Origin of the sequence: Desulfosarcina ovata subsp. ovata, from assembly GCF_009689005.1 — a bacterium.
GTDB lineage: Bacteria > Desulfobacterota > Desulfobacteria > Desulfobacterales > Desulfosarcinaceae > Desulfosarcina > Desulfosarcina ovata.
The window spans coordinates 4,851,428-4,873,624 of sequence record NZ_AP021879.1 but is presented as its reverse complement, the minus strand read 5'-3'; the positions used below and the strand labels follow the sequence as shown (position 1 = coordinate 4,873,624).

Annotated in this window: 18 protein-coding genes and 1 pseudogene; 8 read left to right on the top strand and 11 right to left on the bottom strand. The window is 58.8% G+C overall.

Annotation, left to right across the window (positions count from 1 at the left end; genetic code table 11):
* Positions 1-26 precede the first annotated feature (26 nt).
* Positions 27-1,091: a magnesium/cobalt transporter CorA gene (gene corA / locus GN112_RS21475; protein ID WP_155312090.1), complete on the top strand. Its 1,065-nt coding sequence runs from the start codon at positions 27-29 to the stop codon at positions 1,089-1,091.
* A 6-nt stretch (positions 1,092-1,097) separates the two neighbouring features.
* On the opposite strand, the gene lpdA is transcribed toward corA, so the two are convergent.
* The 3 genes from lpdA to aceE all read right to left on the bottom strand — a co-directional run bounded on the left by lpdA (position 1,098) and on the right by aceE (position 6,718).
* The gene (gene lpdA, locus GN112_RS21470; protein WP_155312089.1) at positions 1,098-2,525 is read right to left on the bottom strand and encodes a dihydrolipoyl dehydrogenase; all 1,428 of its coding nucleotides are present in this window, start codon (positions 2,523-2,525) and stop codon (positions 1,098-1,100) included.
* Between the two features lie 48 nt (positions 2,526-2,573).
* On the bottom strand, positions 2,574-3,863 hold the full coding sequence (locus GN112_RS21465) for a 2-oxo acid dehydrogenase subunit E2 (protein WP_155312088.1): 1,290 nt from the start codon (positions 3,861-3,863) through the stop codon (positions 2,574-2,576).
* A 176-nt stretch (positions 3,864-4,039) separates the two neighbouring features.
* Positions 4,040-6,718, bottom strand: coding sequence for a pyruvate dehydrogenase (acetyl-transferring), homodimeric type (gene aceE / locus GN112_RS21460; protein ID WP_155312087.1), 2,679 nt, complete (start codon positions 6,716-6,718; stop codon positions 4,040-4,042).
* A gap of 382 nt (positions 6,719-7,100) precedes the next feature.
* On the opposite strand from aceE, the gene GN112_RS21455 reads away from it, so the two are divergent.
* The 3 genes from GN112_RS21455 (at position 7,101) to GN112_RS21445 (ending at position 10,918) form a co-directional block, all read left to right on the top strand.
* Complete coding sequence (locus GN112_RS21455; RefSeq protein WP_155312086.1) at positions 7,101-7,841, top strand: aspartate/glutamate racemase family protein; 741 nt, start codon at positions 7,101-7,103, stop codon at positions 7,839-7,841.
* Positions 7,842-8,009: 168 nt separating this feature from the next.
* Entirely contained in the window at positions 8,010-9,677 is a 1,668-nt protein-coding gene (locus GN112_RS21450) for an electron transfer flavoprotein-ubiquinone oxidoreductase (RefSeq protein ID WP_155312085.1), read from the top strand.
* Between the two features lie 35 nt (positions 9,678-9,712).
* A complete protein-coding gene (locus tag GN112_RS21445) occupies positions 9,713-10,918 on the top strand; it encodes an NAD(P)/FAD-dependent oxidoreductase (RefSeq protein WP_155312084.1) in 1,206 nt (401 codons plus the stop codon).
* Here GN112_RS21445 and GN112_RS21440 read toward each other — a convergent pair.
* The 7 genes and pseudogenes from GN112_RS21440 to GN112_RS21410 form a co-directional block, all read right to left on the bottom strand.
* Positions 10,903-11,958: an ABC transporter ATP-binding protein gene (locus GN112_RS21440; RefSeq protein ID WP_155312083.1), complete on the bottom strand. Its 1,056-nt coding sequence runs from the start codon at positions 11,956-11,958 to the stop codon at positions 10,903-10,905. The two genes, GN112_RS21445 and GN112_RS21440, sit on opposite strands and share 16 nt — an antisense overlap.
* Positions 11,955-12,944: an ABC transporter ATP-binding protein gene (locus tag GN112_RS21435; protein WP_155312082.1), complete on the bottom strand. Its 990-nt coding sequence runs from the start codon at positions 12,942-12,944 to the stop codon at positions 11,955-11,957. Before GN112_RS21435 ends, GN112_RS21440 begins: the two co-directional genes overlap by 4 nt.
* A gap of 1 nt (position 12,945) precedes the next feature.
* Positions 12,946-13,866 (bottom strand): ABC transporter permease, encoded by a 921-nt coding sequence (locus GN112_RS21430; RefSeq protein ID WP_155312081.1) that lies wholly within the window; start codon positions 13,864-13,866, stop codon positions 12,946-12,948.
* On the bottom strand, positions 13,863-14,837 hold the full coding sequence (locus tag GN112_RS21425; RefSeq protein ID WP_155312080.1) for an ABC transporter permease: 975 nt from the start codon (positions 14,835-14,837) through the stop codon (positions 13,863-13,865). Before GN112_RS21425 ends, GN112_RS21430 begins: the two co-directional genes overlap by 4 nt.
* 94 nt (positions 14,838-14,931) lie before the next feature.
* Positions 14,932-16,238 (bottom strand): annotated as a pseudogene (locus GN112_RS21420) (ABC transporter substrate-binding protein).
* Positions 16,239-16,831: 593 nt separating this feature from the next.
* Entirely contained in the window at positions 16,832-17,176 is a 345-nt protein-coding gene (locus GN112_RS21415; protein WP_155312079.1) for a hypothetical protein, read from the bottom strand.
* 73 nt (positions 17,177-17,249) lie between these two features.
* Positions 17,250-18,098: an HDOD domain-containing protein gene (locus tag GN112_RS21410; RefSeq protein WP_155312078.1), complete on the bottom strand. Its 849-nt coding sequence runs from the start codon at positions 18,096-18,098 to the stop codon at positions 17,250-17,252.
* Between the two features lie 311 nt (positions 18,099-18,409).
* On the opposite strand from GN112_RS21410, the gene GN112_RS21405 reads away from it, so the two are divergent.
* The 4 genes from GN112_RS21405 to GN112_RS21390 all read left to right on the top strand — a co-directional run bounded on the left by GN112_RS21405 (position 18,410) and on the right by GN112_RS21390 (position 21,146).
* A complete protein-coding gene (locus tag GN112_RS21405; RefSeq protein WP_155312077.1) occupies positions 18,410-19,183 on the top strand; it encodes a cytidylate kinase-like family protein in 774 nt (257 codons plus the stop codon).
* A gap of 206 nt (positions 19,184-19,389) precedes the next feature.
* Positions 19,390-19,686, top strand: a complete 297-nt coding sequence (locus tag GN112_RS21400; protein ID WP_155312076.1) for a hypothetical protein — start codon at positions 19,390-19,392, stop codon at positions 19,684-19,686.
* A gap of 361 nt (positions 19,687-20,047) precedes the next feature.
* Positions 20,048-20,206: a hypothetical protein gene (locus tag GN112_RS21395; protein WP_155312075.1), complete on the top strand. Its 159-nt coding sequence runs from the start codon at positions 20,048-20,050 to the stop codon at positions 20,204-20,206.
* Positions 20,207-20,378: 172 nt separating this feature from the next.
* Complete coding sequence (locus tag GN112_RS21390; RefSeq protein WP_155312074.1) at positions 20,379-21,146, top strand: TSUP family transporter; 768 nt, start codon at positions 20,379-20,381, stop codon at positions 21,144-21,146.
* A gap of 18 nt (positions 21,147-21,164) precedes the next feature.
* Here GN112_RS21390 and GN112_RS21385 read toward each other — a convergent pair whose 3' ends face one another.
* Positions 21,165-22,193: a tRNA dihydrouridine synthase gene (locus GN112_RS21385; RefSeq protein ID WP_155312073.1), complete on the bottom strand. Its 1,029-nt coding sequence runs from the start codon at positions 22,191-22,193 to the stop codon at positions 21,165-21,167.
* Between the last annotated feature and the right edge of the window lie 4 nt (positions 22,194-22,197).

The window sequence follows — 22,197 nt, the reverse complement described above, 5'->3', positions numbered from 1 at the left end:
CAGACGTTTTCTATTTGTGAGGTTCCATGTCCCGATTGACCAGAAAATCGACGAAAACGGCCGGAAGCGCTCCCGGCACATTAATTCATGTGGGCGAGAAAAAGACGGATCGTGTCCATCTCTCCATGATGCACTATGCGGGGGCGGAGTTGATCGAGCAATCCCTTGATGGTATCGAAACGGCATTGCCCCGGCTCAAGCCCGGTGCCACCACCTGGATCAACATCGACGGCATTCACGATGTTACCCTCATCGAGCAGATCGGTCGCCTGTTTCACATCCACCCGTTGACCCTTGAGGATATTCTCAACACCACTATGCGGCCCAAGGACGAAGCTTTCGACGAATATCTGTTTGTCGTGCTCAAAATGGTCCGCTACGATGCCACGGATTGTCTCATTACAGCCGAACAGATCAGCCTGATTCTGGGAGAAAACGTCCTGTTGTCCTTTCAGGAGGCGGCCGGTGATGTTTTCGAACCGGTCCGGGAGCGGATCCGGAAGGGAAAAGGGCGAATCCGGACCGCCGGGTGCGACTACCTGGCCTATGCGCTCCTCGACGCCATCGTGGATCATTACTATGTGATTCTGGAAAAACTGGGGGAGCGGCTGGAAGCCCTCGAAGAAAGCATTGACGAAGATGCCGATGCCGGCATGCGGGAAGAGATTCACGACATCCGCCGGGAGCTGATCTACCTGAGGAAACAGGTCTGGCCACTGCGGGAAGTGGTTGCCCACCTGCTCAAGGGAGACAACCCGTTCATCGGTGAAACCACGGGCATGTTCCTGCGCGATGTTTACGATCACACGATCCAGGCGATCGATACCATCGAGTCGTTCCGGGATACCTTGTCAAGCTTGCAGGATCTCTACCTGTCGACCATCAGCAACCGCATGAACGAGGTGATGAAGGTGCTGACCATCATTGCCACCATCTTCATCCCGATCTCCTTCATCGCCGGCGTCTATGGAATGAATTTCTCGCACATGCCCGAGCTTGGCTGGCGCTGGGGGTACCTGACCGTTTGGCTGGTCATCATCGCCGTGGTCGTCGCCATGCTGTTGTTCTTCAAGCGCAAGAAATGGTTGTAAGCTGTTTTATTTCTTCTTTTTCTTGGGCCGGTAGTAGTGCGTGGCCGTGCCGTGGAAAATCTCGGCGGCTTCCTTGAATGTTTCCGACAGGGTCGGATGGGGATGGATGGTCAGCCCCACATCGGTGGCGTTGGCGCCCATCTCCAGGGCCAGGGTCGCCTCGGCGATCATCTCGCCGGCACCGGGTCCTACGATTCCGACCCCCAGCAGCTGTTCCGTCTCGGGGTCGATCACCAGCTTGGTTATCCCGTCACTGCGGCCCAGGGTGGTCGCGCGGCCGGATGCGGCCCAGGGAAAGCGGGTCACTGCCACCGTGAGGCCTTTTTTCTTGGCGTCACTTTCGGTTAGCCCGGCCCAGGCCACTTCCGGGTCGGTAAACACCACCGCCGGTATGGCCACCGGATCGAAAATCACGTTCTTCCCGGCGATGGTCTCCACGGCAATGCGCGCTTCATAGGAGGCCTTGTGGGCCAGCATGGGCTGTCCGGCCACATCGCCAATGGCAAAAACGGCATTCGCGGATGTGCGGCACTGGCCGTTGATGCGCACGAATCCGTTGTCGTCCACCGCCACCCCGGCGTTCTCGAGTCCCAGGCCGGCCGTGTGGGGCCGGCGGCCCACGGCCACCAGAACCCGCTGGAAAAGCTGACTGACCGGCTTTTCGGCATCGCCGCCAAAGGTGACCTTGATTCCGTTTTTCTGGAATTTGACCGCCTCCACGGTGGTGTTCAGCCGGATGGCCTTGAACCGTTCGGTCAGTCCTTTCTGCAGAAAACGCACCAAGTCCCGGTCCGCCCCGGCCAAAAGATGCGGCAGCATCTCCACCACGGTCACCTCGGTCCCCAGGGAGGCGTATACGCTGCCCAGTTCCAGCCCGATATAACCACCGCCCACCACGAGCAGGCTTTTGGGAATCGTTTCCAGGTCGAGGGCATTTTTCGAGTTCCAGATGCGATCGTCATCTGCTGGAAACATGGGCAGCCCCGAGGCCCGGGAGCCTGTGGCCAGGATGGCATACTGGAACCCCAGCGTGCGGGTCTTGCCGTCCGCCTCGGTCAATTGCAGGGTCCGGGCGTCGGAAAACGCCGCCGTGGCACGCACATAGGTGATTTTGCGCTGGGCCACCAGGCGTCCCAGGCCGCCGGTCAGCCCGGCAACCACATCGGTCTTCCACTGGCGCAGTTTATCGATATTGATTTTGGGCTTGCCGAATGAAACCCCCCAGGCATCGGCATCGGCAGCCTCGTTGATCAACCGGGAGACGTGCAGCAGGGCCTTGGATGGAATGCAACCCCGGTACAGGCAGACGCCACCGGGGTTTTCCGCCGGATCGATGAGGGTTACATCCATGCCCAGATCGGCCGCCAGAAACGCGGCCGCGTATCCGCCTGGCCCGGCACCGATCACCGCCACGTGGGTTTGATTGTCAGTCATGCAGCATACTCGCTTTCTTCACTTTGCGACGCGGGCAATCCACGCCGATTATTCGAAAAACAGGGCTAACGGTTGCTCCAGGCCTTCACAGATCCACCGCAGAAAGCGTGCCGCGTCGGCACCATCGAGCATGCGGTGATCGTAGGAGAGGGAGAGCGGTAAAATGGTTCGCGGCTCGAACCGATCCTTTATATAAACCGGCCTGACCGAGGAACGGCTCACGCCCAGAACGGCCACCTGGGGCCACAGCACCAGCGGCGTAAAGCCAACCCCTCCGATACCACCTTGGTTGGAAATGGTAAAGGTCCCGCCCTGCATTTCATCGGGTTTGATTTTTTTGCTGCGTGCCCGTGACGTCAGGTCACCGATCGCACCGGCCAGTTCGAGAATGCTTTTGCGGTCGGCATCCCGGACCACCGGAATGAGAAGCCCTCGCGGGGTTTCGGCCGCGATGCCGATGTGGATATATTTTTTCAGGATGATCCAGTTGCTGGCAACGTCAATGCTGGCATTGAAGCGGGGAAAGCGCTTCAGGGCTTCGGCAGCGACCCGGGTGAGGATCGCCGTCAGGGTCAGCCGTGCCCCGGCCTGCTCCGCCCGCGCAGCATTTTTTTCGATAAAGGCCATCACGCCGCTGATGTCGGCTTCATCGAACTGGGTGACATGGGGAATGGTACTCCAGCCGGTGGTTGTGCTCTGGGCGGTCAGCCGCCGGACGGTTTCCATCTCCTTGACCTCGACCGGCCCCCATTGGCTGAAGTCGGGGTGGGGGGCCGTGTCGGCCGAAGGCACCGTTCCTTCATGGCCGGCCGGTTCCGGCATGCGCCGACGAACATGCGCCTTTACGTCCGCTTCGCTGATTCGCCCGCCCGGACCGCTGCCCTGGACCGTGTAAATATCGACACCCAGTTCCCGGGCGATGCGCCGGGTCGACGGCGCGGCAGGCACGGGAGAACGATCCGTGGCGGGAGCCTCGGGCACCACTGCCGCGGCGGCGGGTTTGGTTGGTGCCACGGTTCCGGGTTCGGTCGCCTCGGTAACCTCGCCGGTATCGGCGGGCGAACCGTCGGCCGCTTCGTTTTCGGTTTGCAGGGGGGCCGTTTCGGTTTCCAGCCGGGCAATCACATCGCCCACTTTCATCTGGGCACCCGGACGGGCCAGTACCTCGGTAATCCGACCGGCAAAGGGCGATGGAATTTCGACCAGTGCCTTGTCGGTCTCCAATTCGATCACCGTATCGTCCACCGCGATGGTATCCCCTTCCTTGATATGGACGGCCACAACCACACCCGCTTCAACGTTTTCTCCAATTTCCGGAACCTTGATGGCTTCTGTCATGGATTCTCCTTCCATTAGGCTGGCGGAAAGAAATAATTCCACCATCCTGCTTGTCTTTGTGCCCGTCTACCGCGTTACCGCCACCGGCACATATTCCCGATATGCACCGGTGGCGGCGCCTTGTAGACGACCCCAAATCCGGTGCGATCTGGGGGAATTATTTCTTTCCGCCAGCCTTAGACAAACAAGGGGTTGGACCGATCGGGATCGATCTCCAGCGACCGACGGGCCTTGTTGACCGTGGCCATGGGTATTTTTTTCTCACGGGCCAGGCCGGCCAGCGCGGCAAAGGCGATATGCCGGGCATCCACCTCGAAAAAATCCCGCAATGCCTCACGCGTATCGCTGCGGCCGTATCCGTCGGTTCCCAGGCTGATCAGCGGGCCGGGGAGGTGGCGGGCAATGCTTTCGGGCAGCACCTTGAGGTAATCGCTGGCCGCCACAAACACTCCCGCGGCACCGTCGGTCTGCCTTTGCAGGAACGATCGCCGCGGCGGTTTTCCCGGATGGAGCCGGTTCCAGCGATCGGTGTCCTGGGCGTCCCAGTAAAGGTTCTTATAGCTGGTGACGCTCCAGACCGTGGTGGCCACACCGTATTCGGACTCCAGCCGTTCGGCGGCCTTGAGGCATTCATTGAGGATGGCGCCGCTGCCCAGAAGGTGGGCGCTGGCTTTGGCTTTGGGAATTCCCGGGGCCTGGAACCGGTAGATGCCGCCCAGAATCCCCGCTTCCGCGTCTTTGGGCATGGCCGGCATGGCGTAAAATTCGTTGCCGATGGTCAGGTAGTAGACCAGGTTTTCCCCCGCCTCCAGCATGCGGCGCAGTCCTTCGCGTACGATGACGGCGATTTCAAAGGCGAAAGCGGGATCGTAAGCCAGAAGCGATGGATTGGGCAGGGCCAGGACGTGACTGTGGCCGTCCTGATGCTGCAGCCCTTCGCCGGCCAGCGTGGTGCGGCCGGCCGTGGCGCCGAGCAGGAAACCGCGTGCCTGAACGTCGCCGGCGGCCCAGATCATGTCGCCGATGCGCTGAAAACCGAACATGGAGTAAAAGAAGAAAAACGGCACCATGTTGATGTCAAAGGTGGAGTAAGCCGTGCCGGCGGCGATGAACGAAGCCATGGATCCGGCCTCGGTAATGCCCTCCTCGAGGATCTGGCCATCGGTAGCCTCCCGGTAGTAGAGCAGGCTGCCGCGGTCCACCGGCTCGTAGTTCTGCCCCATATGGGAGTAGATGCCGATTTTGCGGAACAGGCTCTCCATGCCGAAAGTACGTGCTTCGTCGGGAACGATGGGAACAATATAGCGCCCGATTTTCCTGTCGGCCAGCAGTTTGTTCAGCAGGGTCACCATGACCATGGTGGTGGCCACCTCGCGCCGGTCGGAGCCCTTGAGGAATTCGCCGTAAAGAGATTTTGCCGGCGGACGGAAAACGGGCACCGACACGCTGCGGGCCGGCAGAAAACCGCCCAGGGAGCGTCGCCGCGCCTTGAGATAACGGATCTCCTCACTGTCGTCGTCAGGCCGGTAAAACGGCGCATCCTGAATGCGGTCATCGGGGACAGGAATGCCGAAGCGGCTTCTGAAGTGGCGCAGTTCGGCTTCATTGAGTTTTTTCTGCTGATGGGTGACGTTGCGCCCCTCACCGGCCTCGCCCAGGCCATACCCCTTGATGGTCTTGGCCAGAATCACCGTGGGCGAGCCCTTGTGTTTCACCGCCGCCTGATAGGCGGCATAGACCTTCTGGGGGTCGTGTCCCCCGCGGCGCAGTTTGGCCAGCTGCTCGTCGGTATAGTTCTCCACCATGCGGGTCAGTTCCGGGTAGCGGCCGAAAAAATCCTTACGGATATAGGCACCGCCGGCCACGGAGTACATCTGATACTGGCCGTCGGGCACCTCTTCCATGCGCCGGACCAGCAATCCCTGATTGTCCTGGGCCAGCAGCGGATCCCAGTCATCCCCCCAGATCACCTTGATGGCGTTCCAGCCGGCGCCGCGAAAAGCCGCTTCCAGTTCCTGGATGATCTTGCCGTTACCGCGCACCGGGCCGTCGAGACGCTGGAGGTTGCAGTTGATGACGAAAACGAGATTGTCCAGCCGCTCCCGGGCCGCCAGGGTGATGGCCCCCAAGGTCTCGGGTTCATCGGTCTCGCCGTCGCCCAGAAACGCCCATACCCGCCGGTCATCGGGCGGTTTGATGCCGCGGTCTTCCATGTAGCGGTTGAAACGGGCCTGGTAGATGGCCATGATCGGCGACAGGCCCATGGACACCGTGGGGAACTGCCAGAAGTCGGGCATCAGGTAGGGATGCGGGTATGAACTCAATCCGCCGCCCTGGGCCAGTTCGCGGCGGAAATTCTCCATCCGGGGCTCGCTGATGCGGCCTTCCAGAAACGCACGGGCGTATATGCCGGGTGCGGCGTGGCCCTGGAAGAAAACGATATCGCCGGGGTGGCCGGCGCTTTTGGCACGAAAAAAATGGTTGAAGCCTACTTCATAGAGGGTGGCACTGGAAGCAAAGGTGGAGATGTGGCCACCGATACCCGCGTGTTGACGGTTGGCCCGTACCACCATGGCCATGGCGTTCCAGCGGATGATGCTTTTGATGCGCCGTTCAATCTCCCGACTGCCGGGAAACGCCGGTTGGCGGTCTGCGGAGATGGTGTTGATGTAGGGCGTATTGGCGCTGAAATGGGCCTGGACCCCCTGCTGGTGGGCCCGCACCTGAAGCATGCGCAGCAATTCCAGTACGCGTTCGGGGCCCTGGTTTTGATAGATGTAATCCAGGCTTTCGATCCACTCCCGATTTTCCTGGACAATCGCCCGAACAGCGGCATCGGTATCGGTTTGGGTCATCGGCACCTCCCTGTACGGAGATAAGGTCAAGGCCTGCCGGGAGGCCCGCCTTGGTAAAGGTCTCAATCCATCCAGCCGGAGAAAGGGGAAAAACGAACCGGGTGCCGGGCAATCGACACAGATGATATTTTGGTTTGTATCCGGCCCGCTGTCAACAGGCGGGTGCATGATCACCCCGGCTGGCCGTATTTAATCTGAAATTCGCTCAATATACTATTCGTTGCCCCTTGTTTTCGGATGGATGACTGTCAAATGCCAAAATCCAAATGCCCATTGACAGCGGCCGGGAATCCCCGCAAATGAGCCTTGACAGTTTTCTGAACCAATAGTATACAACTGATAAAACTTTAAGTGTACTTATGTCATTTGCAAAGAGTCCAATATGCCCTTGTATCGCGTCGACAATCCCCGTCAATCCTGGTACGGCGAGTCCATCGGCATTCTGATTCTGGATGCCGCCTACCCCTGTATTCCGGGGAATGTGGGCAATGCCACCACCTTCGATTTTCCGGTGCGCTACCAGGTGGTCAAGGATGCCTCCATCGATCGCCTGCTCAACCGGCGCGACCCCTCCCTGATCGATGCCTTCATCGCTGCTGCCCGGCAGCTGGAGGCCGACGGGGTCAAGGCGATCACCGGTGCCTGTGGATTCATGGCCCTGTTTCAGCGCGAGATTGCCGCAGCCGTCTCGATTCCGGTGTTTGTCTCCAGTCTGCTGCAAATTCCGTTTATGCATCAGATTGCCGGCCCCGGCCGGCGGATCGGGATCATCACCGCAAATGCCGATGTCTTGACCGATGCCCACTTTGCGGCCGTGGGGGTCACGCCGGATATTCCCATGGCCGTGGCCAGCATGCAGGGCCGGGATGAATTCCGGGAGGCGGTGCTGGAGGAGAAGGGCACCCTGGATTCCGATCGCATGCAAGCCGAAGTGCTCGCGGAAGCCGTTGCGCTGGTTGACCGCTATCCGGACATCGGCGCCATGCTGCTCGAGTGCAGCGATCTGCCGCCCTTTGCCCATGCGGTTCAAGCAGCGACCGGAAGACCTGTCTTCGATTTTATCACCATGATCCGCTACGTGAAGAGCGCATTGGATCAGCGACCCTATCGCGGAAACATGTGAGCGATGAACCCGATTGGACGGATCATCTGGGACCGGCGGTTCGGTTTTCATCCCCGAGCCCTTGTTTTTAGTGATAAATCAAGCTATCTGACCCCTCTAATCAGTCAGCGTATTCAGCGACTATCGCCGTGCACTTTGCGGATAACCTGAAAAAGAGGGGGGAAGACCATGACCACGCACGAATCCATTGATTTTGATGTCCTTTTTATCGGTGGCGGCCCCGCCAACCTGGCCGGTGCCATCCGGCTGATGCAACTGGCCGCGGAAAAGGGACGTGAATTGGAAGTGGCCCTGATCGACAAAGGTGCTGCCATCGGCTCCCATGCCATCAGCGGGGCGGTGATGAATCCCGTGGCCATTGCCGAACTCTACCCGGATTACCGGGACCAGGGATTCCCCGTGGAACAAATGGTTCGTGGGGACGGGTTCTATTTCCTGACGGGTCAACGTAGCTTCAAAGTGCCCATGGTGCCGCGCCAGATGCACAATACCGGCTTTCCCATCGTCAGCCTTTCCCGGGTCTGCCGCTGGCTGGGGGAGAAGGCCGAAGAACTGGGCATCAATATTTTCCCCGGCTTCGACGGCAAGACGATCCTCATGGCCGGTGACGGCAAGACCGTTGCCGGCGTGCGTACCGGTGACAAGGGGCTGGACAAGGACGGCAAGCCCAAGACCAATTTCGAACCGGGGATCGACCTGATGGCCAAGGTGACCGTATTGGGCGAGGGCGCCCGCGGAAGCCTCACCAAGGAGCTGGCCGGGCGCCTGCCCATCCGTTCCGGCCGGCTGCCCGAATTGTTTGAAACGGGCATCAAAGAGGTTATTCAACTGCCCGAGGACCATTTTTTCAAGGAGAGTCCCTTCAACGACATTCACACTCTGGGATTCCCCCTGGATCTGAATACACCCGGCGGCGGTTTTGTTTACGAAATGGCCGACAACCGCATCGCGTTGGGCTTCCTGGTGGCGCTGGGCTACGAGAATCCGGCATTGGACATTTACGATACGTTCATGCGTTTCAAGGGGCACCCCCTGATCCAGAAACTCATCCGCGGCGGCAAAGTGATCGAACAGGGCGCCCGGGCCGTTTCCACCGGCGGCTGGTTCAGTATGCCGCAACTGGCGGTGGACGGCGCGCTGTTCACCGGCAACGCTGCCGCCATTCACAGCACACCGGCCATCAAGGGCATTCACCTGGCCATGAAATCGGGCATGCTGGCCGCCGAGACGATCATGGATGCCATCGAGGCCGGCGATGCCGGACGCCGGACCCTGGCGGCATATGGCCAGCGTCTGGCCGACAGCTGGGTCGGTGAGGAGTTGCGCGAGGGGCGCAATTTCGCCCAGGCCTTGGCAAAAAAAGGGCCGGCCAAGTGGATCCACCTGGCTGCCCAGCACGTTACCGGCGGCAAGGGGCTGAGAGATCGCCTGCCGGCGGTGGACGACGCCACGACCCTCAAACCGCAGCGTTCCGACAGCCTGGATGTGGAAAAGTACGACGTGCCCAAGGATGATCCGGCCATGGTCGACAAGCTGACCGGTGTTTACCTCTCCGGCACCCTGCACCGCGAGGATCAGCCCTCGCACATCCTTATCCACGATCAGCGCGTCTGCGTGGAAAAATGCTACCCGACCTACGGTTGCCCCTGCACGCGGTTCTGCCCGGGAGACGTCTACGAGATGGAGCGAAGCGGGGACGGCGACGGCATCGAGGGCATCAAACTCAATTTTACCAACTGTTTGCACTGCAAGACCTGTGACATCAAGGATCCCTTCCGCAACGTCACCTGGACCTGCCCGGAGGGTGGGGAGGGACCCAATTACAAACAGGCCTGACCGCTTCAGGCCGACCATAAGGAGAATCTGTGACCATGGATAACAACAACCTTTACGATGTGATTGTCGTCGGCGGCGGGATCATGGGGTCCACCACTGCTTACTACCTGACCAAGAAAGATCCGAAGCTCAAGGTGGCGGTCATCGAACGGGATTTGACCTATGCCCGGGCCTCCACGGCATTGTCCATGGTCAACGTGAGAATTCAGTTCAACCTCAAACAAAATGTCGAGATCTCCCAGTATGCTTTTGACATCCTGGATCGCTTCGAAGACGAGATGACGGTCAACGATCTCCGCCCCAGCATCGCCTATCATCGCGAGGGCAACCTTTTCCTTTATGAAGCGGACGCCGTGGAGAGTGCCAAAGCCGCCATGACCATGCAACAGGAGATGGGGTGCCAGGTCGAGTGGTGGTCGCCGGAAGGCATCGTCGAGCACTATCCGCTCTACAAACCGCAGGAGACCATCGTCGGAGCCACCTTCGGTGCCCAGGACGGCCATTTCGACGCCTATGCGGTACTTATGGCTTACAAGGCCAATGCCCGGGCCCAGGGGGCGGCCTACATCGAGGATGAGGTAACCGGTCTACTGATCGACGATGGCCGGGTGAGTGGTCTTAAAACCAAATCCGGTGATACCTATTTATCCACTCTGATTGTCAATTGCACCGGAGCCTGGTGCAATGAGCTGCTCCGTACCGCCGGTGTGGAATTGCCGGTCAACCCGGTCAAACGCCAGTGTTTCTGCATTGACCCGGCGGTCAAGCCGGACCGGCCACTTCCCCTGACGTTCCTGCCTTCAGGGTTTTACTTCCGGACCGAAACCGGGGGCATGGTCATAATGGGCAAATCCATGCCCGAAGATGGGGTGGGATTCGACTTTACCTGGGAGCAAAATCGATTCATGGAACAGATGTGGCCGGAACTGGCTGAATTCGTTCCGGCTTTCGAGCAGTTGAAATTGATTCGAGGGTGGGCCGGTCTTTATGCGGTCAATACCCTGGACGGAAATGCCATTCTTGGTGAATGGCCTGAAATCAGAGGATTATACCTGGCCAACGGGTTTTCCGGCCATGGCCTTCAGCAGGGGCCGGCCGTGGGGCGTCACCTGAGTGAGATGCTCACCGGCAGTGATCTGACCATGGATCTTTCAATTTTTGATCCCCGACGCGTCCTTGATGGTAAACCCATCCTAGAGGGCGGCCTGCTGCAAAAGGAAGTCCGCTACGCTTCCCGATAGATGCGCCCTTCCTCAACGGCATGGCAGGCCACCTGGACGTCTCCGTCGACCATGACTGCCGCCGGAACTTCTTTCAGGCACCGCGTGTTGGCGTGAATGCAGCGACCGTGAAACACACACCCCTGGGGAAGCTGGATGGGGGTGGGGACTTCTCCTTTAAGCCGAATATGCAGGCTTTTTTTATGCCCGAGCCGGGGGATGGCCGAAAGCAGTGCCTGGGTATAGGGATGCCGGGGGGATTCGAAAAGGGTCCGCGCCGGTGAGAGTTCGCACAGGGTGCCCAGATACATGACCGCCACCCGGGTGCTGATATGCTGGACCACCGACAGATCGTGGGTGATGAACATGTAGGTGAGGCCCCGTTGCGACTGGGCGTCCATGAGCAGGTTGAGAATCTGGGCCTGGATGGAGACGTCCAAGGCCGATACCGGCTCGTCGGCCACGATGAATTCGGGATCGACCATCAGGGCCCGGGCAATGCTGATGCGTTGGCGCTGACCGCCGGAGAACTCGTGGGGGTAGCGGTCGGCCCACTTGGGGTCGACGCCCACCTGGGACATGACCGTGGCCACCCGATCACGTACCTCACCGGCCGGCATTCCCGGGTTGTGAAAGGCAACCGGTTCCTCCAGGGCCTGCATGACGGTTTTGCGCGGGTTCAGTGAGGCGTAGGGGTCCTGGAAGATCATCTGCATGCGGCGGCGGAAAGGGAGCATTTCCTTTGGCGTTTTGTTGTCGATGCGCTGGCCGCGGTAGCGGATTTCGCCGCTGTTGGGCGGATAGATGCCGATGGTGGCGCGCGCCAGGGTCGATTTGCCGCATCCGCTTTCGCCCACCACGCTGAAGGTCTCGCCCGGGGCGATGGTGAAGCTAACGTTGTTCACCGCCTTGACGGTGGTGCGTTGGCGGGTGATGCGGCCATGGGTGAAGCGAAGCTGATCCAGGAAGCCGCCGGAGATGTCGAAGTGTTTGACCACCTTGTCCAGGGCCAACAGGCCGTGAGTGTCATCGGTTTTCGGATGGGGCGTTTCAGTCGTCATCGGGTTCCATTGCCGGGATTGGGGGTAACCATGTGGCAGGCCACCATGCGGGTCTGGTGGTCCACGGGAACAAACGGTGGTTCCTGGCTCCTGCAGACCGCTTCGCAGAGCGGACAGCGGGGATTGAAGGCGCAGCCGGGCGGGATATCGGTCAGGGTCGGCATCATCCCCGGAATCTGATTCAGCCGGTCGCCGGGATGCAGGCTGCCGGGCAGGGCTTTGATCAGGCCTTGGGTGTACGGATGCATCGGGTCGCTGACGATGCGGTCCGTGGGGCCGGCTTCGACGATTTTGCCGGCGTACATGACGGCCATTTTCTCGGTCACCTGGGAGACGACGCCGAGGTCATGGGTGATGAGAATCAGCCCCGTGTGCTCGGATTCACAGAGCTGCTGCAAAAGATCCATGATTTCGGCCTGAATGGTGACGTCCAGGGCCGTGGTGGGCTCGTCGGCGATGATCAGTTCCGGATCGGTGATCAGGGCGATGGCGATGACGATCCGCTGGCGCATGCCGCCGGAAAATTCATGCGGGTACTGGGCCAGGCGTTTTTCCGGCGCGGGAATCTGCACTTTGCGCAGTTTTTCCAGGGCGATGGCTTCGGCCTCGCTACGGCTGATCGCCCGGTGGGCCAGCAGGGTCTCGACCATCTGGGTGCCGATGGTCAGTACCGGGTTGAGGGTCATCATGGGATCCTGGAAGATCATGCTGATGTGGTGGCCCCGGATGTCACGCATTTCCTCGGCGGAGAGCGAGGTGAGATCGCGGCCGTTGAAGAGCACCCGGCCGCCGGAGATAAATCCCGGCTTGCTGATCAGCTTGATGATGGCAAAACCGGTCACCGATTTGCCGGCCCCGCTTTCGCCCACCAGTCCCATGCGTTCGCCGCGGTCCAGATTGAAGCTGATGCCGTTGATGGCGGTCAGATCGCCGAAGCGCAGGGCGAATTTGACTTCCAGGTCGTTGACTTCCAGTAGATGACTCATTTTATCCCTTGTACAGTTTCGGATTGAGCACATCCCGCAGCCAGTCCCCGAGAAGATTGATCACCAGCACCAGCAGAACCAGAAATATCCCCGGAAAAAGGGTGATCCACCAACTGCCGGAGAAGATGTATTCGAACCCGGAGCGGATCAGGGAGCCCAGGGACGGCTTGGTCACCGGCATGCCCAGACCCAAAAAGGAGAGTGCCGCCTCGCTCATGACCGCGTTGGCCACCTGAATGGTGGAGATGACCAGCACCGACGTCATGGTGTTGGGCAGTACGTGGCGGAACATGATCCGCCAGCGGTTCAGCCCGATCACCCGGGCTGCTTCCACGTATTCCTTGTTCTTCTCGCCCATGACCGATGCCCGCACGGTACGGGCGTAGACCGGCCATTCGGCCAGACCAATGATGGCGATCAGCAGGGGCACGGCCAGGTCTTCGTAGCGGCCGATGCCAAAGGCCACCTGGAAAATGGCACTGATGAAGATGGCCACCATCAGGTAGGGAAAAGAGAGCTGAATGTCGGCGATGCGCATGAGCACGGCATCGATTTTACCTCCCAGGTAGCCGGCCAGAAGCCCCACCACCACGCCGAGGATGCCCTGCAGTAGAACGGCCCCGCAACCGATCAGAATGGAGAGGCGCAGGCCGTAGATCATGGTGCTCAAAAGGTCACGGCCCTGAATGTCCGTGCCCAGCAGAAAGGCTGCCTCTCCGTCTTCCATCCACGATGGCGGCAATTCAGAATTCATGATGTCGATGTTGGCCGGATCGTACGGATTGTAAGGAGAGATCAGCGGTGCCGTCAGGCCGGTAATCAAAAGGATCAACAGAACCACGAAACTGAAAATGGCCGTGTGGTCCTGCTTGAAACTGAAGAGCAGGTAGGACGATGTGAAGCGTTGCCAGGTTCGGTTCATTTTCTTCCTGCAATGCGGATGGTGGGGTTCACCAGCCCGTAAATGATGTCCACCACGGTGTTGACCACCACGAAAACCGCCCCCACCACCATCAGGTAGGCGACCAGCAGAGAAATGTCCGAGCGTTCGACCGCCTCCAGAAACATGAAGCCCATACCCTGCCACTGGAAGACCGTTTCGGTGAGAATGGTAAAGGCGAACATGATGCCGATCTGTACGCCGAATACGGTGATCACCGGAAGCAAGGTGTTCTTGAAGGCGTGCACAAACCAGATGCGTTTTCGGTGCAGTCCCTTGGCCCAGGCGAACTTGATGTATTCGGTCTCCAGCACTTCCATCATTTCCGACCGGATCAGTCGGATGAACAGCGGCAGCATGATCGAGGCTAGGGAGATGCTGGGCAGGAGCAGGTGCTTGAGGCCGTCGATGGTGATCAGTCCGCTGTCCCATCCTCCGATGGCCACGGTCTCCCCGCGTCCGTACGACGGCAGCCAGTGCAATTCCACAGAAAAGATATAGATGAAGACAATGGCGGTAAGAAATACCGGCACGGACACGCCCAGGGTGGAGAAGGCCATGGTAAAGCGTGATAAGGCGCTTTTGGGGTAGATGGCCGAAAAAACGCCGATGGGCAGGGAAACGAAAATGATGATCAGCGCCGCTCCGAGGACCAGTTCGAGGGTCGCCGGCGCCTTGCCGACGATTACCGCCAGGGCCGGTTTTTTGTGAAAAAAGGAGATGCCCAGGTCTCCGCGGACAGCATTGCCGGCAAAGCGCAGGTATTGGGTCAGAAAGGGATCATTGAGTCCCAGCCGGTCCCGAAGGGCTTCCCGTTCGGCCGGTGTGACCCGTTCCCCGACCATGTCGCGTATGGGATCGCCGATCTGGTTCTTGATCGAAAAACCCACCAGGCTGATGATCAGCATGACGAAAATGGCCTGGGTAATGCGTCGGATGACGAAAGCGAGCATCGGCAATGGTCCGGTTGTTGATCGGTTGCTTGAAATCGGTGCAGGGGCGAAAGATTTTTCGCCCCTACTGCCGGTAACCGGTCTTCCCTGTTTTTTATTTCACCACGATATCGCCAAAATAGGGGAAATTCATGGTGTTGATGATCGGCGCCACATCCACGCCTTTTTTTGCGCTGTAGGAGTGGTTCTGCCAGTGAAAGGGCACGAAGGCCGCATCGTCGTATAGGATTTGTTCAATCTGCTGCAGCATCCCGGCGCGTTTGGCCAGGTCGGTTTCGCTCTGGGCCGCCAGGGTCAACCGGTCCACCTCCGGGTTGCAGTAGTTGCCACTGTTGTACTGGCCGTAGCCGGTCTCCTTGTTGGGGCACATGACCAGGAATTCGGAGAAATTGCCCGAGTCCTCGGTGTCCGAATGCCAGCCGATCAGCTGAATATCGGCCACTTGGGCGTCGAACTCATCCCAGTACTGGGCCTTGGGCATGGTTTTGAGGTTGACCTTGATGTTGATTTTGGCCAGCATGCCCACCACGGCCTCGGCAATTTTCTCGTCGTTGACATAGCGGTTGTTGGGCGAGATCATGGTGCATTCGAACCCCTTGCCAAAACCGGCTTCCTGCATCAGGGCCTTGGCATTTTTCAGGTCGTAGCGCGGTACGCAGTTGGGGTTGTAGCCGGCGTAGCCCTTGGGGCTCTGCTGACCGGCGGGGGTGGCGGTGCCTTTCATTATTTTTTAACGATGCCCTCGTTGTTGATGGCGTAAACCATGGCCTGGCGGACTTTCTGTACCCGGAATTCGGGGCGGCGCTTCTGGTTGAGCTGGATGGTGATGATACGGCCGCCGGGGTAGGTAAACAGATTGACTTGGGGGTCTTTTTCGATTCGTTTGAAATCCTGGGGGGGAACCGGGGAGATAAAATCCACGTCACCGGAGAGCAGGGCGGCGACCCGGGTGGCGTCTTCCTTGATGGGCGTCAGGACGATCTGGTCCACGTTTCCGGGGGAGGCGTTGTCCCAGTAATCGGCAAAGCGGGCCAGGACCAGGCGTACACCATGTTCCCGCTCGGCGACGGTGTAAGGCCCGGTTCCCGATTCATGGCTCAGGGCGAAGGAGGGGCCGATTTTGACGATGGCGTCCTTGGGTTGGCCACTTCCGTCAGTGCCGGTGTAGAAGGTGCTGTCCATGGGGAAAATGTAGGTGCACATCCGCAGCAAAAGGGCGTAGGGTTTCTTGGTTTTGATGTCGACGGTATAGTCGTCCACTGCCACGGCACTTTCAAACAGTTCGAACAGCCCCTTGAAATCCACACTCTGTTTCAATCGATCCAGAGTGAAGACCACATCCCTGGCCGTAAAGGCATTGCCGCTGTGAAACTTGACTCCCTGGCGCAGGTAAAAGCGCATGGTCAGGTCATCGATGCGCTCCCAGCGCGTGGCCAGACGGGGTTCGATGGACATGTCTTGGGCATAGCGGACCAGCGGATCGAACACCCAATGGGAATACTGCAGCATGCCGCCGGAGAGCTGAACGTGGGGATCCAGAGAGACCGGATCGGCATCCAGCCCCACTTTCAGCGTCGTGGCACCGGCCATGGCGGTAAAACCAAAAATAACGGCAAGGCAAAGGGTGATGGCAAGTACTTTTCTCATTTGGCTTCTCCTCCTGGTTTTAGGGGTGATAACAACCGCTCGTCCATTCCTGGGCCGGCGATGGGCGATCATCCATCGTCGCCGGCAGTCCGGGTGGCCGACTGTTTTCAAGAAAATAAAAAAAAAGACTAAAGCTATCCGGGAAGGCAGCCGATGTTGATTTCACAACGGCACATCGGGGGATTGCCGTTGGGATGAGTCATCTCCTCTTCTTTCATCCAACTCCTTCTGCCTGCGGGGCGGTCAATTGACCGCCCCGATCCTTTTAATATGAGGGCCTGCCGCCTGGCCGGTTGCATCAGCGCCGACAAACCATATTCTTGCGGCAAATAGGAAAACGAATCCGGCTACAGGTCAGCCTTGGTCCGTAACAGGGTATAGAGCAACTCAAGTGGTTTTCCCTGACGATCCGGTTTCTTATCGATGATCACCTTCCAGGAGGAGTGTTCTTCCAGTTTCCACATCATCGCATGGATCCTGGCCAGCACACTGCTGGCCTCGCCGGCATCGGCGTTGATCGTTTCGGATTCCTGAAACGAAACATGGTCGTTTTCGTGGGTGCCGGGGCCCAGTCCCACCAGTACGGAGCCTTCGCCAATATCGACCAGGGCGCGGTTGATGGCAGCAGACAATCGGGGAGCAATGGGGGACAGTTCCATGTGAATCAGTTTGGCAAGTTCGTAGGGACTCATTTTAAATTGGGTTTCTCCTGAAATTCTCGGATTACCAAGCGTGCTATTGTTTTGCTGGATGGCGGGAGCATCCTTATAGAATCGCCAGCAGGCCGTAAATATTATCTTTCTGTGAATAAAAATCGGACATCATCCGGTTCACCATGGTTTCGGTCAACCCAAGCTGTTTCAACATGCGGTCGTAGTGCTCATAATGGCTGCAGAACAGGGCGCCATTGATGCCGCTCAGGGAACACATGCAGTCGGCAAGGTAGACCATGGCGGTTTCGGTTACAACGGTTTCTGACGCATCGATGAGATGGTGGTCCTGAATGGTCGTTGCCAGGGCATCACTGAAATGCCAGTTCCGGGCGATCTGCCCGCCCAGATGGGCGTGATCGATTCCCAGAATTCGCCGTTCGGCAGTTACCAGATCGAGATGGTCCGTTTGCATGGCCTGTTTGATTTCCGCTTCGGCCTTGTGCATGTACGGGTCCATGACGATTACGCCGATATCCTTGAGCAACGCCGCCGTGAAGACGATATGTTTGATTGAGGCATCGACGGTATCGGCAGCGGTGCTGGCCATCAGCGCACAGGAAACGGACTGTTTCCACAATTGGCCTTTGGAGAGCACATAGCCGGCCTGGGGGGCGCGGAATGATTTGGTGACACTGGCCAGAAGAGCCAGCTCCACCACTCGTTTAAGGCCCAGCATCACCACCGCGTCTTGCACCGAATCCACCTTTTTCTTGAAACCGAATGCCGCGGAGTTGGCCAATTTTAAAAGATTGGCGGTGATTACCGGTTCGTAAAAAATCAGTTCGGTAATCTCGGAGACCGGCACGTCTGGGTCATCGGCCAGATCCATCAGCTGGTGAACGACCTGGGGGACCGGCTCGATTCGTTCACTTTCTTGTAGCAATTGATCCAATGACAGCATCGCATTTCCTCTTTCTTATACCATCTACCTTTTTTCGGACATCAGTTCAAGGCGGTAGCGCATAAATCGTGTCTGTTCGGCCTTTGGCAAAGGGGGACGGGATACGGCCCGCCAATGGTTTTCCAAGGTGTAAAAAGAGCTGACAGAATTTTTGATGATCCGTTGCCGAACAATGGGGCGAATTTGAAGAAAAATATATGAAAACAAAGAATTGTCATTGTTTCGGCGCTTGGCATAGCCATTGCTGAAAGATTGTCAGGAATCGTGTCGTTAGAGCTTGCTTGGGATTACTCAACCGAAAGGAGGTCGCCATGGCTGGAAACATCGGTGCCGACAAGTATGTTCCGGGTACCTACGCCAAACGTAAACCCGGTGCCGAGTCGCTGGTGGGGCATTATGTGCGTTCCTGGGAGGGCCGGCGCCTGGCCCAGGAGGCTGAAGACCGTGCCCGGGCCGCCTCATCAGAGCTGGCACCCTGTATCTCTTTTTCCAGAAAAATCGGCGTCGGTGCCCTGGAAATTGCGGACATGGTGGCCCAGAAACTGAAATGGCCGGTGGCCGATCGTGAATTGATCGAACAGATTGCCAACCAGACCAACCTAAGCGAAAGCGCCGTCTCATTTTTTGATGAGCGTTTCCCGGGGTACACCAGTCGCACACTCAAGTACCTGTTCGGTGAGAAGTCGTTTATCGACAGCGACTATTCGAGGCACCTGATCAGTGCCGTGTTTGCCATTGCCGGGCTTGAACCGACGGTCTTCGTTGGCCGCGGGACCCACCTGATTCTGCCCCGTGATCGTGTGCTGGCGGTGCGCTGCATCTGTTCCGACACTTATCGGGCCAAGCGCATTTCCGAGATCATGGGGATTGGCAAGGACGCAGCCGAAAAGCGGTTGCCCGGTATTGACAAGGAGCAGGCGGCCTTTTTCAAGAAGGTCTTCGGCAAGAAAATGGCATCCCCCTATGAGTTTGATCTGGTGGTGAACCTGGATCATTTTGCCAACCCAGGGGATGTGGCCGATATCGTCACCCTCGCCTTTGAAAGAAAATTCAAGAAGAGCCAGGTGCGGGCGGCGGCAGCCTGACGGATCGTTGCGTCGGAGGACCCAGACCACTGAACGCTCCGCATCCGGCTGCGATCGATTCCGTCCGCTTGATCACGGGGATGCGCCGAGGCTGGCCGGCCATCCCCAGAACCGGCACACCCATTGGTTTGACTTGCCCATCTGCCGTTTGGATGATAGGGTCGGAAAGTTTGAAACCGCAACCCGCATGCTGAACGGGGCAATTCGTGAGGGATATCGAACTCGACCTCAATCACCACTGCATTGAAACGGAAATCCGGCGGCGTCACAACGCCGCCATTTCCCAATATTTCAAGGCGGCATCTGACAAAACGGCATTGGAGGAAACCATCGATCTGCTCGACCAGGCCCTCCGGGCGTTTGATTTCCGACAACTCAGAAGCCGCTGGCCGCTGCTTGGCGGACATGCGTCATGCCGGATATGGTTGACCCAGAATGCGCAGGGCCACCCCGAGTTGCGCATGGACAGCACCCGTATCGTTCCGCCGGCAGAACCCGCATAATTTTTTCTTGGTTTGATTTCCCCCCATAAGGATTTGCCGGGTATGCTCCTTTCCCGTCCGGGGTTACGATCGGTGGGCAACCGGGCCGCCCGGCGGCAACAATTGCCGGGGCGTTCTGGTCGCAGACAGCCCCGGAATCTACGAAAAACTAATCGATATCAGATAGATATATTTATTTTGGAAGACTTGTCCAATTTTTGCATTAATCGGCTTGGTGGTTTTCCTTTGACGAATTCGTGGGACACCGGATTGTCACTTTTCACGAATCCGTCAACGATAGTGGCTTGAAAGTCGGAACATGTTGCCCTCTGCTGCGTTGGTGCCAAAACCGTTTTATGCGCCCGTCCCTGCGGACAGCGGTATGCTGCGCAAATTCGGCCAGCCGGCCCGACGCGCGTTGCCCCGTGAAAAGTTGGTCCGGATTGCCGTGCCCGACCCGGAGACGGGCGTGGCCTATAATCGGGACGGTCGTTTTGTCGCCGATGCCCAACTCGGTACGGTGGTGAATCTATACGCCTGACGCCATCCCACCCTTTGCCACCATGCCTTCCATTCATATTGACCCGCTGTGATTTTACCGTTATGTACCCCGGACCCTTCGGCGCCGTCTGCAGGGCGGGGTTTACGCTTGCCAAACCTGTCGGCCCTGCCGCGAACATCCTTCAACAGAGATCGGAAACTGGTTGCCGCCCATGGAATCGTTATCCTTCTCCGCCCTGCTCGTGTTGTGGCTCGCCGGTCTTCTGGCCGGATTTGTGGATTCCATTGCCGGAGGAGGGGGGATCATTTCCCTGCCGGCCCTGCTGGCCACCGGAATGCCTCCCCATCTGGCTCTGGGGACCAACAAGCTCCAGGGCACCTTCGGCAGCATGACCGCCGCAGTCAACTACACGCGCAAGGGGCTGGTCAACCTGCGGGAGATTCCCAGCGGGGTTGTCTTTACCGCCCTGGGGGCCCTGGCCGGAACCGTTTCCGTCCAGCTGATCACGGCCGATTTTCTGCGCCATATTATTCTTATCCTTCTGGTGGGCGTTTTCCTGTACACTTTTTTCACGCCGGATCTGGGCCGCTTGGACCGGCGGCCGTTCATTACGGCCCCGGTTTTTTTTGGCTGCGCCGGACTGTTGCTGGGGTTTTACGACGGGTTTTTCGGGCCGGGTACGGGCTCTTTCTGGACCATCGCCCTGGTGATGCTTCTGGGTCTCAATCTGCGCAAGGCCACCGCCCACACCAAAATATTCAATTTTACCAGCAACATCGTTGCGCTGGGGGCTTTTTTTGCCGGCCACAACGTGGTGATTTCGGCCGGTCTGCTGATGGGGTTGGCTCAGATGCTGGGGGCGTTTCTCGGTTCCCGGCTGGTAATTCGCCGGGGCACCGGCTTTGTGCGGATTTTCTTTCTGGTGGTGGTGGCGGCGACCATCGTCAAGCTAGCCTACACCACCTATCTGGCTCGATAAAAAGGGGCCCTGGCCCGTTTAGAGGAAAAAGTTCATGTTGGGCCGTGTCACGGTTTCCGGCCGGTGGCTGAAAAATCGCTCCAGTTCGTTTTTCAGGCTTTCCAGGTCCGGCGCATTGTTGATGCGCGTGTAAAAGCTGTGGGCAAACTTGAAGTTAGCGCTGTAATAGAGGGCGAATTTTTTGTAGCGTCGCAGCACCCGGCGCGGATCGAAGTGGTGTTGCATCAGGTTCAGAAGGGTCATGGCCGTTTCGCGGTAGATATTCCCGTCCGGCGGTATCCGGCCGTTCATCCCGGCCATCAGCCAGGGGCGCGCGATGGCCATGCGCCCGATGGCCACGCCGTCGCAGGCGGTGGTTTGCAGCATGCGCAGGCAATCCGCTTCGTCAAACACATCGCCGTTGCCGAAAACCGGAATCGATACGGCCGCTTTGACCTGCCGGATGTAGTCCCAGCGTGGCGGACGGGAGCGGCGGTCCGGGGCCACCCGGGGGTGAAAGGTCAGGGCGTCAGCACCGGCCGACTCGAATCGCCGGGCCAGATCGACCGGGATCGCCGGATCGTCCTCCCAGCCGGTGCGGAATTTGACGAACAGCGGAATCGTTACCGCCCGTCGTACGGCCTCGACGATGCGCATGGCCTGATCCGGTGTCTTCAGCAGGGCCGCGCCGCTCTGCTGTTTGCAGATCGTGGCCACCGAACAGCCGAAATTGAGGTCCACGCCGAACAGGCCGCTATCCTGGATGATGCGCGCCGCGGTTGCCATGGCCTTCGGCTCGGCACCGAAAATCTGCACAACCAAGTGCCCGCGCTCCGACTCGCGCCAGCAGAAATAGGCCGATCCGCTGGACAGTTCATTGGGAATGCGCCGGGCGCTGCACATCTCGCTGAACAGCAGGCCGTAGCCGCCATAACCGGCCAACAGTTCCCGAAAGGCGATATGGCCCAGAAAGGTCATCGGCGCGAGCACCAGACGATTGGTAATCTCGGTTCGTCCGATGGTCAGGGGGCGGGACAGCCGCCGGGTAAGATCCGATTCCGTTTGCATCGCT

Excerpts from the sequence above, each read along its gene's own strand:
- corA (WP_155312090.1), top strand. The coding sequence starts at position 27 with ATGTCCCGATTGACCAGAAAATCGACGAAAACGGCCGGAAGCGCTCCC.
- lpdA (WP_155312089.1), bottom strand. The coding sequence starts at position 2,525 with ATGACTGACAATCAAACCCACGTGGCGGTGATCGGTGCCGGGCCAGGC.
- GN112_RS21465 (WP_155312088.1), bottom strand. The coding sequence starts at position 3,863 with ATGACAGAAGCCATCAAGGTTCCGGAAATTGGAGAAAACGTTGAAGCG.
- aceE (WP_155312087.1), bottom strand. The coding sequence starts at position 6,718 with ATGACCCAAACCGATACCGATGCCGCTGTTCGGGCGATTGTCCAGGAA.
- GN112_RS21455 (WP_155312086.1), top strand. The coding sequence starts at position 7,101 with ATGCCCTTGTATCGCGTCGACAATCCCCGTCAATCCTGGTACGGCGAG.
- GN112_RS21450 (WP_155312085.1), top strand. The coding sequence starts at position 8,010 with ATGACCACGCACGAATCCATTGATTTTGATGTCCTTTTTATCGGTGGC.
- GN112_RS21445 (WP_155312084.1), top strand. The coding sequence starts at position 9,713 with ATGGATAACAACAACCTTTACGATGTGATTGTCGTCGGCGGCGGGATC.
- GN112_RS21440 (WP_155312083.1), bottom strand. The coding sequence starts at position 11,958 with ATGACGACTGAAACGCCCCATCCGAAAACCGATGACACTCACGGCCTG.
- GN112_RS21435 (WP_155312082.1), bottom strand. The coding sequence starts at position 12,944 with ATGAGTCATCTACTGGAAGTCAACGACCTGGAAGTCAAATTCGCCCTG.
- GN112_RS21430 (WP_155312081.1), bottom strand. The coding sequence starts at position 13,866 with ATGAACCGAACCTGGCAACGCTTCACATCGTCCTACCTGCTCTTCAGT.
- GN112_RS21425 (WP_155312080.1), bottom strand. The coding sequence starts at position 14,837 with ATGCTCGCTTTCGTCATCCGACGCATTACCCAGGCCATTTTCGTCATG.
- GN112_RS21415 (WP_155312079.1), bottom strand. The coding sequence starts at position 17,176 with ATGAGTCCCTACGAACTTGCCAAACTGATTCACATGGAACTGTCCCCC.
- GN112_RS21410 (WP_155312078.1), bottom strand. The coding sequence starts at position 18,098 with ATGCTGTCATTGGATCAATTGCTACAAGAAAGTGAACGAATCGAGCCG.
- GN112_RS21405 (WP_155312077.1), top strand. The coding sequence starts at position 18,410 with ATGGCTGGAAACATCGGTGCCGACAAGTATGTTCCGGGTACCTACGCC.
- GN112_RS21395 (WP_155312075.1), top strand. The coding sequence starts at position 20,048 with ATGCTGCGCAAATTCGGCCAGCCGGCCCGACGCGCGTTGCCCCGTGAA.
- GN112_RS21390 (WP_155312074.1), top strand. The coding sequence starts at position 20,379 with ATGGAATCGTTATCCTTCTCCGCCCTGCTCGTGTTGTGGCTCGCCGGT.
- GN112_RS21385 (WP_155312073.1), bottom strand. The coding sequence starts at position 22,193 with ATGCAAACGGAATCGGATCTTACCCGGCGGCTGTCCCGCCCCCTGACC.